This window comes from Stenotrophomonas maltophilia (assembly GCF_006970445.1).
Classification (GTDB): Bacteria; Pseudomonadota; Gammaproteobacteria; order Xanthomonadales; family Xanthomonadaceae; genus Stenotrophomonas; species Stenotrophomonas maltophilia_AU.
Genome location: NZ_CP033877.1, coordinates 4,166,480 through 4,181,341 on the forward strand (window position 1 = coordinate 4,166,480; position 14,862 = coordinate 4,181,341).

The 14,862-nt window shown below is 66.8% G+C and carries 12 protein-coding genes and 1 pseudogene; 6 read left to right on the forward strand and 7 right to left on the reverse strand.

Translation table 11 applies throughout. From position 1 onward, the window contains the following. Window positions 1-157 precede the first annotated feature (157 nt). The 3 genes from EGM71_RS19115 to EGM71_RS19125 form a co-directional block, all read right to left on the reverse strand. Window positions 158-763 carry a thioredoxin family protein gene (locus EGM71_RS19115; RefSeq protein ID WP_188486416.1) on the reverse strand — a complete coding sequence of 202 codons (606 nt, stop codon included), beginning with the start codon at window positions 761-763 and terminating at the stop codon, window positions 158-160. A gap of 19 nt (window positions 764-782) precedes the next feature. Further along, window positions 783-2,282 (reverse strand): peptide MFS transporter, encoded by a 1,500-nt coding sequence (locus tag EGM71_RS19120; protein ID WP_188486418.1) that lies wholly within the window; start codon window positions 2,280-2,282, stop codon window positions 783-785. Between the two features lie 181 nt (window positions 2,283-2,463). Further along, window positions 2,464-3,339 (reverse strand): tryptophan 2,3-dioxygenase, encoded by an 876-nt coding sequence (locus EGM71_RS19125; RefSeq protein ID WP_100442121.1) that lies wholly within the window; start codon window positions 3,337-3,339, stop codon window positions 2,464-2,466. A 335-nt stretch (window positions 3,340-3,674) separates the two neighbouring features. Here EGM71_RS19125 and pdhA point away from each other — a divergent pair, with 335 nt between their 5' ends. The 4 genes from pdhA to EGM71_RS19145 are packed head-to-tail and all read left to right on the forward strand — an operon-like array spanning window position 3,675 to window position 7,557. After that, the gene (gene pdhA, locus EGM71_RS19130) at window positions 3,675-4,757 is read left to right on the forward strand and encodes a pyruvate dehydrogenase (acetyl-transferring) E1 component subunit alpha (protein ID WP_019338597.1); all 1,083 of its coding nucleotides are present in this window, start codon (window positions 3,675-3,677) and stop codon (window positions 4,755-4,757) included. Next, complete coding sequence (locus tag EGM71_RS19135; RefSeq protein ID WP_005419896.1) at window positions 4,750-5,817, forward strand: alpha-ketoacid dehydrogenase subunit beta; 1,068 nt, start codon at window positions 4,750-4,752, stop codon at window positions 5,815-5,817. The genes pdhA and EGM71_RS19135 overlap by 8 nt, the downstream gene beginning before the upstream one ends. Before the next feature lies 1 nt (window position 5,818). After that, a complete protein-coding gene (locus EGM71_RS19140; protein ID WP_008265756.1) occupies window positions 5,819-6,172 on the forward strand; it encodes an SH3 domain-containing protein in 354 nt (117 codons plus the stop codon). After that, window positions 6,169-7,557 carry a dihydrolipoamide acetyltransferase family protein gene (locus tag EGM71_RS19145; RefSeq protein WP_188486420.1) on the forward strand — a complete coding sequence of 463 codons (1,389 nt, stop codon included), beginning with the start codon at window positions 6,169-6,171 and terminating at the stop codon, window positions 7,555-7,557. Before EGM71_RS19140 ends, EGM71_RS19145 begins: the two co-directional genes overlap by 4 nt. A gap of 198 nt (window positions 7,558-7,755) precedes the next feature. Here EGM71_RS19145 and EGM71_RS19150 read toward each other — a convergent pair whose 3' ends face one another. The 3 genes from EGM71_RS19150 to EGM71_RS19160 all read right to left on the reverse strand — a co-directional run bounded on the left by EGM71_RS19150 (window position 7,756) and on the right by EGM71_RS19160 (window position 9,809). After that, window positions 7,756-8,142, reverse strand: a complete 387-nt coding sequence (locus EGM71_RS19150; protein ID WP_188486422.1) for a VOC family protein — start codon at window positions 8,140-8,142, stop codon at window positions 7,756-7,758. Window positions 8,143-8,466: 324 nt separating this feature from the next. Next, window positions 8,467-9,174, reverse strand: a complete 708-nt coding sequence (locus EGM71_RS19155) for a helix-turn-helix transcriptional regulator (RefSeq protein ID WP_188486423.1) — start codon at window positions 9,172-9,174, stop codon at window positions 8,467-8,469. Next, complete coding sequence (locus EGM71_RS19160; RefSeq protein ID WP_188486425.1) at window positions 9,174-9,809, reverse strand: NAD-dependent dehydratase; 636 nt, start codon at window positions 9,807-9,809, stop codon at window positions 9,174-9,176. Before EGM71_RS19160 ends, EGM71_RS19155 begins: the two co-directional genes overlap by 1 nt. A 105-nt stretch (window positions 9,810-9,914) precedes the next feature. On the opposite strand from EGM71_RS19160, the gene EGM71_RS19165 reads away from it, so the two are divergent. Further along, complete coding sequence (locus EGM71_RS19165) at window positions 9,915-11,453, forward strand: GGDEF domain-containing protein (protein WP_188486427.1); 1,539 nt, start codon at window positions 9,915-9,917, stop codon at window positions 11,451-11,453. A 438-nt stretch (window positions 11,454-11,891) separates the two neighbouring features. Here the strand turns inward: EGM71_RS19165 and EGM71_RS19170 are convergent, their stop codons facing one another. Beyond that, window positions 11,892-12,818 carry a DUF808 domain-containing protein gene (locus EGM71_RS19170; protein ID WP_188486429.1) on the reverse strand — a complete coding sequence of 309 codons (927 nt, stop codon included), beginning with the start codon at window positions 12,816-12,818 and terminating at the stop codon, window positions 11,892-11,894. Between the two features lie 207 nt (window positions 12,819-13,025). Between EGM71_RS19170 and EGM71_RS19175 the strand changes: the two are divergent. Further along, window positions 13,026-14,672 (forward strand): annotated as a pseudogene (locus EGM71_RS19175) (ABC1 kinase family protein); the annotation flags it as partial. Window positions 14,673-14,862: the final 190 nt, after the last annotated feature.

Genomic DNA, 14,862 nt, shown 5'->3' on the forward strand with positions numbered 1-14,862 from the left:
TGCCGGTAACGGCGAGCGCGGTGCGATATTGAGATGCCGATTCCGGGAATGTGACCGCAACCACAGTAGATCCACGCCATGCGTGGATGCGACCCAACATCAGTGCCGACCAACGGTCGGCACCCACCGAAGCTGCCGGCCAGCGGCCGGCACTACCCTATTCCGGTTTGTCAGGCGCCCACTGCTTGAGGAAGGCGGTCACCCGTGCGGCCTGGAAGGATTCGCCCTTGCGCAGCTCGCCGGTCGCCTGCGACACCAGCAGGCCGCCATCGGCGTCGAGTACCAGCAGGTACGGGTAGTCGCGCTCCATCACCGGGTAGTGGGCGAAGAAGGCGGCGTTGGGCTGTTCGTCGCTGGCGTTGACCTTCACCCACACGTAGTGGGCATCGCGGAAGCGGCGCAGGTCGCCGTTGCCTTCCACCACTTCGTCCAACGCCCGGCAGCGATCGCAGGCGGCGTTGCCGACCTCGAGCAGGATGCGCTTCTTGCCGCGCTGGGCTTCCACCTTGGCGGTGGCCAGATCGTCGGCGGGGTCGCGGGCCGGGTCGAACTGCGCGCCGAGCCCGGCGATGGCGGCGATGTCCGCCGCCACCGGGGTGTTGCCCGAGGCCACCGGTTCGCTGGGGTCAGCGACCGGTGGCTCGGTGGGTCGGGTATCCAGGGGCTGCGTAGGCTCGGCAGCGGCAGGCGGTTGCGGTTGGGAACAGGCGCCGATCAGCGCCGCACAGACCACCACCACTGCACTACCGAGCTTGCTACGCATGCCTTCTACCCTCTCATCATCATTTGACGCCGTGCATCAGCTTGTTGATCAGCGGGGCGACCAGGAACAGCACCACGCCGGAGCCGATCAGGGCCCAGAACCCGAAGGTATACCCCTTCAGGGCCGACTCGACCGTCATGCCGCCTTCACCACTGACCACGCCAGCGAAGATGCCCGACAGGTTGTTGCCGATGCCGGTGGACAGGAACCAGCCACCCATGCCGAAGCCAACCAGCCGCACCGGGGCCAGCTTGGTCACCATCGACAGGCCGATCGGCGACAGGCACAGCTCACCCACGGACTGGATGACGTAGACCATGAACAGGGTCCAGAACGGGATCTTGCCGTCCACGACCATCTGCGACAGCGCATACATCAGCAGGGCGAAGGCGGCGCCGTTGAACAGCAGGCCCAGGCCGAACTTGCGCGGAATGGACGGATTGGCGCGGCCCAGGGCCACCCAGATCCAGGCGATGATCGGCGCCAGAGTGATGATGGCCACCGAGTTGACCGACTGGAACCACGCGGTCGGGAAGGTCCAGTCACCCATCTGGCGGTTGACGATGTTCTCGGCCAGGAAGGTGAACGAGCTGCCGGCCTGTTCGAAGAACATCCAGAACATCACGTTGAAGGCGAAGATGATCAGCATGGCGATCACGCGGTCGCGCTGCACCTTGCCCTCGCGGATGCCCTCGACCAGCAGCAGGATGGCCAGGGCGGTGAACATCGCGCCCAGGATCCAGGCCAGCGCGGTTGCGCCGGTGGCCAGCAGGAAGTACGCGACCGGGATGGCGACCACGGCGCCGACCAGCACCATGATGATGCGACCGAAGCCTTCAGCGCCGGCCGGCGGTGCACCGATGCCCTTCAGGCCGGCACGACCGATGTAGAACCACACCAGCGAGATCAGCATGCCCACGCCGGAGGCGATGAACACGACCTTGTAGGACGGCATCGCATCGGTACCGAACACCTTGCGGGCCAGGTACTCGGTCAGCACCGGGGCGATCATCGCGCCGATGTTGATGCCCATGTAGAAGATGGTGAAGCCCGAGTCGCGGCGCTCATCCTTCAGGCCGTACAGCTTGCCGACCATGGTCGAGATGTTGGGCTTGAACAGGCCGTTGCCGACGATGATCGTGGCCAGGCCGAGCTTGAAGATGTGCTCCTGCGGCAGCGAGATCATGAACAGGCCGGCAGCCATGATGATCGCGCCGGTCAGGATCGAGCGCTGGTAGCCCAGTACCCGGTCGGCCACGTAGCCACCGAAGATCGCCGCGGCGTACACCAGGGCCAGGTAGGCGCCGTAGATGCGGCTGGCGTCGCCTTCACCGGCAGCGCTGCCGTTGTAGAACTGGGCAACGATGTACAGCACCAAGGCCCAGCGGATGCCATAGAACGCAAAGCGCTCCCAGAACTCGGTCATGAACAGCATCCACAACGGGCGCGGATGGCCCATCGTGGTCTTGAAGTCCGGCAGCGCCGGCTCTGGGGTGTTCGCAGTGGCGTTTAGGCTCATGCGGATTTCCTGGTTCGGTGGATGACGAGCACGTCCGGTGTGCAGTTGGAGCAACGCGCGAGGATCACCGACTTCTGGCGTTCACGTCAAATACACGCCGTTTGAGGCAGGTGGCAACCTGCTCGCTGAACTTGCATCTGAAACGATCCAGCCGCCGGCCGGGAACCAAGCTGAATGGGGATCAGCCCAGCTCTGCCGGGGGCGCGGCCTGCAGGCTGGTGCGCACCTGGAACAGTTCGGGGAAGAAGGTCAGTTCCAGCGCCTTGGCCAGGAAGCCCACGCCGGACGAGCCGCCGGTGCCGCGCTTGAAGCCGATCACGCGCATCACGGTGCGCATGTGTCGGAATCGCCACAGCTGGAAGGCAGTCTCCAGGTCCACCAGGTCCTCGCACAGCGAGTACTCGCGCCAATAGCGGTCGGTGTCCTGGTAGATGCGTTCGAAGACCGGCTGCAGTGCGTCGTCGGCCACATGCGGCTGGGTCCAGTCATGGGCCTCGTAGACCGCCGGGACGGCATGGCCGAAGCGGGCCAGGTACTTCAGGAACTCCTCGTACAGGCTGGGCGCTTCCAGCACGATGCGCAGCTGCGCCTGCCCGGCCGGGTCGTGTTCGAACACCTGCAGCATCTGCGCGTTCTTGTTGCCCAGCAGGAACTCGATGTAGCGGTACTGCAGCGACTGGAAGCCCGAAGACGGGCCCAGCACGTCGCGGAAACCCATGTATTCCGACGGGGTCAGCGTTTCCAGCACCGACCACTGCTCGGTGAGCTGGCGCAGCACCTGCTTGCTGCGTGCCAGCACCTTGCGGCACTGCCAGACTTCATCGCGCTGCAGGAAGCCGATCGCCGCGCGCAGTTCGTGGCCGAGCAGCTTCAGCCACAGCTCCGAGGTCTGGTGCTGGATGATGAAGAGCATCTCGTCGTGGTGCGGCGGACTGGACAGCGGCTGCTGCGCGCTGAGCAGCTGGTCCAGCCGCAGGTAGCCGCCGTAGGTCAGGCGTCCCTGCAGGTCGGTGTGGATGCCGGCTTCGAGATCGCGTTGGTTGTTGTCGACGGACATGGGCGGGACCAGATCGGGGGCGGCAAGGGTAGCGCGTTGCCGCCGCGCTGGCAGCCGCCGGGTCCATACCGGGGCGTGCGGTTGGTCGTGGAGCATCGGCCGATGCCGGGCCTGCGCGTGGAACCGTCCAGGCCGTTGTACTGGCGGTCAGCCAGAGGCGTATTCTGATGCTTTGCAGCAACGACTGAATACGTTGTTGTTATTGGCCCCCCACCCGCCGGCAGGGGTAAAACGGGGAATCGCCGTGTTGCGGCGCAGGAAGGCTATTCCGTACGCGTTCCTTAACATGGCGATTCATATCATTTGTAACTTCTCTGTCGAAGGTGCAGTACGCAATGACGGTTGCCGCTGAATTCAAGATCGAATACCTGCAGTACCTGGACGCGGACGGCAAGCTCGTCCGCGATGACCTGCCCGCGTCGCTGCGCGACCCCAAGGTCCTGGTACCGCTGTTCAAGCAGATGCTGTTCGTACGTACGTTCGACAGCAAATCCATTGCGCTGCAGCGCACCGGCAAGCTCGGCACCTATGCCGCCTGCCTGGGCCATGAAGCCGCGCACGTGGGTATCGGCGCTGCGATGCAGAAGGACGACGTGTTCGCACCTTCGTACCGCGAGTATGGCGCGATGTTCATGCGTGGCGTGCGCCCGCACGACGTGCTGATGTACTGGGGCGGCGACGAACGCGGCAACGATTACGGCGGCAACGCGGCCAAGGACTTCCCGTTCTGCGTGCCGATTTCCACCCAGTGCCTGCATGCCGCAGGCGCCGCGCTGAAGTTCAAGCTCAACAAGGAACCGCAGATCGCCGTTGCGGTGTGCGGCGACGGCGGCAGCTCCAAGACCGACTTCTACGCGGCACTGAATTCGGCCGGCGCCTACAAGCTGCCGCTGATCCTGTGCATCGTCAACAACGGCTGGGCCATCTCGGTTCCGCGTTCGGCACAGACCGGTGCCGAAACGCTGGCGCAGAAGGGCCTGGCCGGCGGCCTGCACTGCCTGCAGGTGGACGGCAACGACCTGATCGCGGTACTGGCGGCAATGGAACAGGCGCGCGAACGTGCGCTGGCCGGCGACGGCGGCACCGTGCTGGAACTGATGACCTACCGCCTGTCCGACCACACCACCGCCGATGACGCGCGCCGCTACCGCGACGACGCCGAAGTGAAGGATGCCTGGCAGCGCGAGCCGATGCTGCGCCTGCGCAAGTACCTGATCAACGCCGGTGTGTGGAGCGAAGAAGAGGAAACCGCTTGGGTCGCCGAGTGCGGTACGCGCGTGGACGAGGAAGTGAACCTGTACCTCAACACGCCGGTGCAGCCGGTCGAGGCAATGTTCGACTTCCTGTATGCCGATCCGCCGCCGGACCTGCTGGCCCAGCGTGCCCAGGCAATCGCCCTGGAGAAGCGCCATGGATGAGATCAAGAACGGCGCGCCCGGCGCGCACACCAACGCCGCCGACAGCGCTGCTGTCGCGCGCGGAGATGACAGCATGACCACCACCCCGATCACCCTCATCGAAGCCATCACTCAGGCGCTGGCCTGGGAGCTGGAACACGACCCGTCGGTGCTGGTGCTGGGCGAAGACGTGGGCGTCAACGGCGGCGTGTTCCGCGCCACCGCCGGTCTGCAGCAGCGCTTCGGCTCGGACCGCATCCTCGACACCCCGCTGGACGAAACCACCATCGCCGGCCTGACCATCGGCCTGGCCGCGCAAGGCATGAAGCCGGTGGCAGAGGCCCAGTTCGATGGCTTCATGTACCCGATGGTCGACCATATCGTCTGCCACGCCGCACGCCTGCGTTACCGCACGCGTGGCCGCCTGCACTGCCCGATGGTGCTGCGCGTGCCGTGGGGTGGTGGCATCCGCGCGCCGGAACACCACAGCGAAGCCAACGAGGCGATCTTCACCAACGTGCCGGGCCTGCGGGTGGTGCTGCCATCGTCGCCGCAGCGTGCCTATGGCCTGCTGCTGGCCGCGATCCGCGAGCCGGATCCGGTGATCTACATGGAGCCCAAGCGCATCTACCGCCAGTACAAGGAAGTGGTCGTCAACGACGGCGAAGCCTTGCCGCTGGACGTCTGCTTCGTGCTGCGCGACGGCACCGACGTGACCCTGGTGACCTGGGGCGCGCAGGTGAAGGAAGCGCTGGAAGCGGCCGACAAGCTGGCCGGTGAAGGCATCAGTGCCGAAGTCATCGACGTGGCCACGCTGCGTCCGCTGGACTTTGCCACCATCGCCGAATCGGTGGCCAAGACCGGCCGCTGCGTGATCGTGCAGGAGGCCCCGAAGACCGCGGGCTTCGGCGCCGAGATCGCCGCGCGCCTGGCCGAGGAATCGATCTACGACCTGCTGGCCCCGGTCGAGCGCGTCACTGGCTACGACACCCACATTCCGCTTTTCCGCCTGGAAATGAAGTACCTGCCGAGCGTTGAGCGGATCGTGGCTGCGGCCAAGCGCGCGGTGGCGGCCGGCTGACATGCGGGCCCGCCTTCTGGGGGCTTACCGCAGCCAGTATCCCAACCCGCTCCGGTTCCACACCGGCCAGATCGTCGAAGTAGGTGTCCGTGACGAGGAATGGCCGGCGTTTGCCTGGGTTCGCACCAACGATGGGCGCGCTGGATGGGCGCCCGTCGCCTGGTTGCAGCTGCTGGACGAGGGTCGCGCCGAAGCGCTGTGCGACTACGACGCCCGCGAGCTGGATGTGGAAAGCGGCGAGATGGTGAAGCTTCATCACGAACACGGCGGGTGGTGGTGGTCCGAGCGCGCCAATGGCGCGACGGGTTGGCTGCCGGCCCGCGAACTGGAACTGCTGGAAGAGAACTGCAAATGAGCCAGACCAAGAACTTCAACCTGCCCGACCTGGGCGAAGGCCTGCCGGACGCGACCATCGTCGAGTGGTTCGTCAAGGAAGGCGATGTGATCAAGCTGGACGAGCCACTGGTCTCGATGGAGACCGCCAAGGCCGTGGTGGAAGTGCCCTCGCCGTTCTCCGGCAAGGTGCTGAAGCTGTCCGGTGGTGCCGGCGACATCATCCCGACCGGATCGGTGCTGGCCAGCTTCGAACTGGACCCGAACCTGCCGCAGCGTGCCGATGGCCAGGACACCGGCCACAGCCATGGCCACGCCGCACCGGCCGCCGCACCGACCCCGCCGCCGCTGCCGGCCGCCGCTGCACCGGTGGCCGCCGAAGCCGCCAAGCCGGCCGCTGCCGAGCGTGATGACGCCGGTACCGTGGTCGGCGCGATGCAGAGCTCCAATGCCGTGCACGCCGAACAGGCGCTGGCCGTCGGTGGCGTCAAGGCCGTGCCGGCCGTGCGTGCGATGGCGCGCAAGCTGGGCGTGGACCTGAGCCGCGTGGCCGCTACCGGCACCGATGGCGCGGTCACCATGGCCGACGTCAAGCAGGCCGCCGCCAACGGCACCGCCAAGCTCGGCGCTGCTCCCGCACCGGTCGCTGCCGCCGCCTATGCCGCGCCGGCCCCGGCACAGGTGTCTGCCCCGGTGCAGAGCGAAGCACGCACCCCGCTGTCTGCCGCCGGCAAGCCGATGCGCACCCAGCCGCCGGGCGTGGTCGCCAAGGGCCAGCCGGAACCGCTGAAGGGCGTGCGCCGCAACATGGCCCGCGTGATGGCCGATGCGCACAGCAAGGTCGTGCCGACCACGCTGAACGACGACGCCGACATCCACGCCTGGCTGCCGGGCAACGACGTCACCGCACGCCTGGTGCGCTCGATCGTGGTCGCCGCGCAGAAGGTTCCGGCGATGAACGCCTGGTTCGACGGCGAAGCGCTGACCCGCACCCTGCACGCGCAGGTGGACATCGGCATCGCCGTGGACACCGACGACGGCCTGTTCGTGCCGGCGCTGCGCAATGCCGACATGCTCGATGCACGCGGCATCCGCGAAGGCGTCAACCGCCTGCGCGAGCAGGTGGAATCGCGTTCGATCGCCGCCTCGGAACTGAGCGGCTACACCATCTCGCTGTCCAACTTCGGCATGTTCGCCGGCCGCTACGCGACCCCGGTCGTGGTGCCGCCGTGCGTGGCCATTGTCGGTGCCGGCCGTGCCCGCCACCAGATGACCCCGGTGATGGGCGGCGTGGAAGCGCACAAGGTGATCCCGCTGTCGGTCACCTTCGACCACCGCGCGGCCACCGGTGGCGAAGCAGCCCGCTTCCTGCGCGCGATGATGGACGACCTGGCACTGGCCAGCTGATCGACCACCTGATCGGTGGGTGCCAACCGTTGGTTGGCACATGTACGGGAAAAGCGCCGGGCACTGCCCGGCGTTTTTTTGTGCCTGCTCTACCGTAGAGCCGAGCCATGGCCGGCTGCTTCTTGCCTTCATCCACGCATGGCGTGGATCTACTGAAAAGCAAGCCGAGCGTGGCTCGGTTCTACAGAACGCATGTGCTCAATCGCGCGCGACCATGCCCTCGGCACGGCTGTACACACGCAGGCGGTGACCATCAGGGTCGGCACCGACGAAGGTGTGGCCGAATTCCAGTGTCACCGGTGCCTGCAGAATCCGCACGCCGAGCGCGCGCCACGCATCGTGCATCTTCTGCACGGCCTCCGGGTTGCCGACCACCATCGCCAGTTCCGCGGCGCCGGCCTGCGCGGACACCGGCGGCTGCACGTCGTCGCCTTGCCACAGGCCCAGTGCGGCGCCATCGCCGAGCAGGAACAGGGCGAAGCCAGGCGACTGCTCGACCGGCGGCTTGCCGAGGATGCCGCTGTAGAAGGTGGCGCTGGCGGCGACGTCGCGCACGTACTGCAGCAGGGTGCTGGGCTTGAACATGGGGAAGCTCCGTTGTTGGGAGCGTTCATGGTGGTACGGCGCTACTGACAGATTCTGTCAGTAGCGTCGAGCGTGCTCGACTGCTGTTGCCCCCGCCTTGGTAGAGGTCGAGCTTGCTCTACTGCTGTTGCCTCTGCCGTGGTAGATGTCGAGCTTGCTCGACTGCTGTTGCCCTTGCCCTGGTAGATGTCGAGCTTGCTCGACTGCTGTTCGCGAAGATCAAAAGCGGTCGAGCAAGCTCGACCCCTACCAGGAACGAAGAACGAAGGCCCCCTCCCCCAGAAGCAGGAAGCGAAGCGCGGAAGCAGTCGAGCAAGCTCGATGCTACAAACGATCCAGCCAGTCCGGCGCAATGCCCTGCGCCTTCTGCCAGCGCCGCAGCAGCGTGGCACGAGGCACGAGGTAGTGATCCTCCAGCGCGCGCACCTGGCGGATGCGGTCCAGTCGGAAATGACGGAAATCCTCGCGGCTCTCGCACCACGCCGCCAGCATCGGCACTTCGTCGAAGTAGCCCAGCGCGAACGGCCATACAATGCGCTCGCTGCGCCGGCCTTGCGCATCCTCGTAGCCGAACTTCAGGCGCTGCTGTGAACCCACAGCCTCACGCACGGCCTGCAGACGCGCGGGGGGAACCTTGCTCCCAGCGCGCGAAGGGCCAACGCGCAGACCACTGTCACGCAGCGCTTCGCGACGCGCGGCAGGCAATACATGCGCGATGCGCGCCAGGGCATCACGTGCGGCCTCGGCCAGCGCAGGCTCGGTGCGCGCCGCAACCCAACGCAGGCCCAGCACCAGTGCATCGATCTCGGCGGGTGGCAGGGTCATCGGCGGCAGGGTATCGCTCGGTGCCAGCTGGTAGCCGACGCCAGCCTCACCACGCAGGTCGGCGCCCTGCTCGCGCAGGGTCTCGATATCGCGGTACAGCGTGCGCAGGCTGATGCCCAGCGCTTCGGCCAGCACCTGCCCCGCGACCGGCCGCCGATGGCGGCGCAGCAGCTGTTGAAGCTGTGTCAGGCGCAGCGCACGCGACATCAGCCGGCCAGTGCGCTCGATGCCACCACGTGCTCACCCGGTTGCGGGGCCAGCGCGGCATCCACCAGTGCCTTGGCGATCTCGCTGGCCGGGTTGATCCGCCACGCCCGCGGCAGTACCGGCCCCAGCACGCCGAGTACCGTCAGTGCGAAACGCTCGCCACGGCGTACCTGCTGCCGCTGCCCGCCAATCAGGCCGGGCCGCACCAGAGTGAGCGAAGCAAATTCGAGCGCGCGCAGATCGCGCTCCAGTTCACCCTTCACCCGGTTGTAGAAGATCGCGGAGCCTGCATTGGCCCCTGCTGCCGAATTCAGTACGAAGGCGCGCGCACCCTGGCCGCGTGCCAGCCGCGCAAATGCGAGCGGGTAGTCATGGTCGATGCGATGGAAGGCCTCACGGCTCCCCGCCTGGGCCATCGTGCTGCCCAGCGCGCAGATCACCGTATCGACCTGCGCCCAGTCGGGCGCCTCCGGCAGGGCGTCGAACTGCAGCAGCGGGGCGTACAGCTTCGGGTGGGCCAGGGTCAGCGCCCGTCGGGTCGGGGCCACCACGGCACGGCAGCGCGGGTCGTCCAGCAGCATCGGCAGGGCCAGCCCGCCGACCAGCCCGGTTGCCCCCAGCAACATCACGCGCATCACCACCTCCACTGCGGCATCCTGTCGCCCATCCTAGCCGTTCAAGCCGTCGGCGGCCGCGCCGATATGCTGGAACCAGTCCCTGCCAACTCCAGGATTTGCTCGATGACGGACCAGCCCGACCACCGCCCTGCCCCCGGTACCGCCCTTGGGCCGCCGGCACGCGTGCGCGCGGTGGTGGACGATGGGCTGGGCGACCGCGTGGTGTTGCAGGGTGGCGGTGGCGTGGCCCTGCAGCAGCTGTTCGCCGGCGCCGATGCGCCGGAGCCGCTGCTGGCGGCGTTCGCCAACGGCATGGCCACCCTGCCCGGCGAGCTGGGCGACATGGGCGACCGCCTGCAATCGGCGCAGGCCAGTGCCGATTGGCCGCGCTACGGGCGCGCGATGCGGCAGTTGATCGACAAGTACATCCGCACCATCGAACAGCATTCCCCGGATGGGCAGCCGGAAAGCCTGCGCTTGTCCGAGCAGCTGCGGCTGCTGCTGGGCGGCGCCGTGGTGGCCCTGCTGCAGCACGACCCAGATCTGCGCGAACAAGCGCAGGCACTGGCCATGAACCTGCGCCAGTGGCAGCCCGGTACGGCGCTGGAACCGATCGAACAGGGCGTGCGCGAACTTGGCCACCAGGTCGGCGTGCGCGCCGAGAGCTGGCAGGAGCAGCAGGCCTTGCTGCTGGAGCTGTTCGCGTTGCTGCTGGAGAACGTGAGCGAGCTGCTGGATGACCGCAGCTGGCTGCAGGGCCAGATCGCGGCGGTACGCCAGCTGCTGGACGGGCCGCTGGAAGCCGAGGCGGTCGAGCGCACCCGCGCCGAACTGCGCGAAGTGATCTACAAGCAGGGCCTGCTGCGCCAGGGCATCGACGACTCGAAGGCGGCGATGCGCGGGTTGATGGGCGAGTTCATCGAGCGCATGGACGGCATGGCCACCAGCACCGGTGAGTACCATGACCGTATCGGCAGTTACGCGCTGCAGCTGCGTGAGGCGCGCAGCATCGCCGACCTCAACCAGCTGCTGCAGGACGTGATGCGCGACACCGGCAAGGTGCAGCAGCAGGCCGCACAGGCCCGCGACCACCTGGCCAACGCGCGGCAGGAAGTGGAACGTGCAGAGCAGCGCATTGCCGAGCTGGAGCAGGAACTGCGTGCCGCCGGTGACCTGGCACGCATCGATCCGCTGACCCAGGCGCTGAACCGACGTGGCCTGGACGAACTGCTGCAGCGCGAGCTGGCCCGCGCCGCACGCAACAACTCGCCGCTGGGCGTGGCGGTGATCGACCTTGATGATTTCCATCAGACCAACGATGCGCACGGCCACGCCGGTGGCGATGCGCTGCTTCAACACCTGGTGGCCGTGTGCAAGCTGCTGCTGCGCGCCACCGACGGCATCGCACGCCTGGGCGGCGACGAGTTCGTCCTGGTGCTGCCGGAAACCCAGGGCGCCGACAGCATGGCCACCGTGCAGCGCCTGCAGCGTTCACTGGCGCATCGCGTGCTGACCGTACAGGACCGCCGCGTGCCCGTGCATTTCAGCGCCGGGCTGGCGCAATGGCAGCCCGGCGACGATATCGAAACCCTGCTGCGGCGCGCCGATGACGCGCTGTATGCAGCCAAGCGGCAGGGCAAGAACCGGGTACAGGCGGGGTAGTTCTTCCGTACACCGAAAACTGCTTCGGTAGGTGCCAACCCTGGTTGGCACACGTGGAAACAAAGCGCCGACCAAGGTCGGCCTCTACCAACGCAGAGGACAGCGCTTCGGTAGGTGCCAACCTTGGTTGGCACACGCGGAAACAAAGCGCCGACCAAGGTCCGCCTCTACCAACCCAGAGGACAGCGCTTCGGTAGGTGCCAACCTTGGTTGGCACACGCGGAAACAAGGCGCCGACCAAGGTCGGCCTCTACCAACCCAGAGGACAGCGCTTCGGTAGGTGCCAACCCTGGTTGGCACGCGTGGAAACAAAGCGCCGACCAAGGTCGGCCTCTACCAACGCAGAGGACAGCGCTTCGGTAGGTGCCAACCCTGGTTGGCACGCGTGGAAACAAGGCGCCGAACAAGGTCGGCCTCTACCGGGCAATGAGCCGCCGCTTACTTACCGCGCAGCTTCTGGAACCCGGTCACCGCCGCCAGCACGATGGCGCCGGCGATGATGCCGACCACCATGTTGGCCGCAGCACCGATCAGCCAGCCCCACTGCCCCTCGCCGCCCAGCGCCTGCACCGCGTGGTGCAGCGCCGGCACGTTGTGCACCAGGATGCCGCCGCCGACCAGGAACATGGCGATGGTGCCGGCTACCGACAGGAACTTCATCAGCCACGGCGCCGACGCCACCAAGCCGCGACCGAAGGCGGCAATGGCACCGCCCTTGCGCGACAGATACAGGCCAACGTCATCGAGCTTGACGATGCCTGCCACCAGTCCGTAGACGAACACGGTCATGGCCAGCGCAACCACGCTCAGGGTGAGGATCTGGTTGGTGAACGGCGCGGCGGCGACTACGCCCAGGGTCAGCACGATGATCTCGGCCGAAAGGATGAAGTCGGTGCGGATCGCACCCTTCACCTTGTCCTTCTCCCACGCAACCATGTCCACCTGCGCATCGGCCAGCGCCTTGCGGCGTTCGGTCTGGCGCTCGGCATCGTCGTCGGAGGAGTGCAGGAAGCGGTGCGCCAGCTTCTCCACGCCTTCAAAGCACAGGAAGGCACCACCGATCATCATCAGCGGCACGATCAGCGGCACGTTCCAGCCGCGGCTGTGCAACCACGCCTCCAGCGCACTGATCGCCAGGGCCGCCGGCACCAGGATGACCTTGTTGACCAGCGAGCCCTTGGCCACCGCCCACACCACCGGCAGCTCGCGGTTGGCGTTGACCCCGGTGACCTGCTGCGCATTCAGCGCCAGGTCGTCGCCCAGCACGCCCGCGGTCTTCTTCGCCGCGACTTTGGTCAGCACCGAGACATCGTCGAGCAGGGAGGCGATATCGTCGAGCAGGGCGAACAGGCTGGCACCGGCCATGGGGCGTCCAAGAAAGGGAATGCGCCGATTCTGACCGATCCGCCGGTCCCTGCGATAGCCGCGGGGTTCACTGTGTGCCTACCGTGCCCCGGCGACACTGCGAAATCCGGACATTGCCGGCCAGCGCCCGGCACGACCGCCTTTGCCGCATGGGAGTCCCGCTTGAGCAATCCGCCCACCGCCAATGGCAATCCCCCGCTGGTCAAAGGCATGAACCGGCGCAGCCAGATCCTGCGCCTGTTGATGCGCTACCGCCATTCGGGCGTGTTCTCGGGCATGAACCTGGACGCCGCCAGCAACCAGGCCGACGTGCCGGCCGACGGCAACCCGGAACAGTTCGTCAGCGACCTGGAAGCGCTGGGGCCGACCTTCGTCAAGCTGGGCCAGATGCTGTCCACCCGCCCGGACATGGTGCCGGTGGAATTCGCCACGGCGCTGGAGCGCATGCAGGAAAAGGTGGCCGAGATCCCCGTCGAGCGCATCCATGCCATCGTCGAGCAGGAACTGGGCGCACCGGTGAACAAGCTGTTCGCCGCGTTCGATCCCGAGCCACTGGGCTGTGCGTCGATCGCGCAGGTGCATCGGGCAGTGCTGCACGATGGCCGCCAGGTGGCGGTGAAGGTGCAGAAGCCCGAGGTCGCCGCGCAACTGCGTTCGGACCTGGAGGCGCTGCGCAGCTTCGCGCTGGCCGCCGACCACCTGACCCAGGTGGGCCGTCGCGTGCGCCTGCGCGACTGGCTCAACGAGTTCGCCAAGACCCTGATGCAGGAGCTGGACTACCACGCCGAGGCCGAGAACCTGGCCCGGTTCGGCCGACACCTGAAGCCGTTCCGCCGCCTGTGGATTCCGCAGCCGCTGTGGGATTACAGCAGCCAACGCGTGCTGACCATGGAACTGGCCACTGGCGTGCGCGTGGATGCGATTCCCGATGTGCGCCGCACCGAGCAATCGATGGATCCTCTGGCGGCGGCACTGATCCGCGGCTACCTGGACCAGATCTTCGTGCACGGCGAGATCCATGCGGACCCGCACCCCGGAAACCTGCGGGTGATGCCCGATGGCCGGCTGGCGATCTTCGACCTGGGCATGGTCGCGCACATGCCGCCGCGCCTGCGCGAGCGGCTGCTGAAGATCCTGTTCGCCGCTGTTGATGGTCGTGGCGAAGAAGTGGCCGACGACCTGATCAGCATCAGCACGCGGCTGGAGGCCTTCGACGAGGAGCGCTACCTGCGCGAGACCGGCCAGCTGATCGCGCGCTACGCCGCCAGTGGCAGCTTCTCGGAAGGCCGCGTGGTGCTGGACATGGTGCGCATCGCCACTGCCTGCGGCCTGCGCACACCGCCGGAACTGAGTCTGCTCGGCAAGGCCCTGCTCAACCTGGAAACCGTGTGCCGGCTGCTCGCACCGGAGCTGGACACGCGCCGCATCGTCGAGCGCCAACTGCAGCACGTGATGCGCGCGCGCCTGAAGAAATCACTGTCGGCGGCCAACATCGCCAGCGAAGCGATGGAGCTGCAGCAGCTGCTGCGCGATGGGCCACGCAAGCTGTCGGACATCATGGCGCTGCTGGCCGAGAACCGCCTGCAGATGAAGGTGACCGGCCTGGAAGAATCGCGGTTGATGGAGAACCTGCAGAAGATCGCCAACCGCGTGGCGGCCGGCATCATCAGCGCGGCATTGATCATGGCCGCCGCGATGATGATGAAGATCGACACCGGCTGGCACCTGTTCGGCTATCCCCTCATCGCGCTGGTACTGCTGTTGATCGGCGTGGTGCTGGGGTTGGGCATCGTCATCAGTGCATTGCTGTTCGACCGCCGCGCACGGGCACGCGAGGAACGCGGGCACCGTTAGTACATCGACAAAAAGCCGCGTATTCATGCGGTTTTTAATGCAACCCAACGAATCATTTCACGCTCGTTTTACCTTCTGAGCGCGATTGCGCGCGCGTCATTTCAACAAACATTTCAGTCAGGTTCGTGCATGCACTATCGGGTCATCGGCCTGTCATGTGAGTGTGCTTGCGGCAGCGTCGGTCGGATGG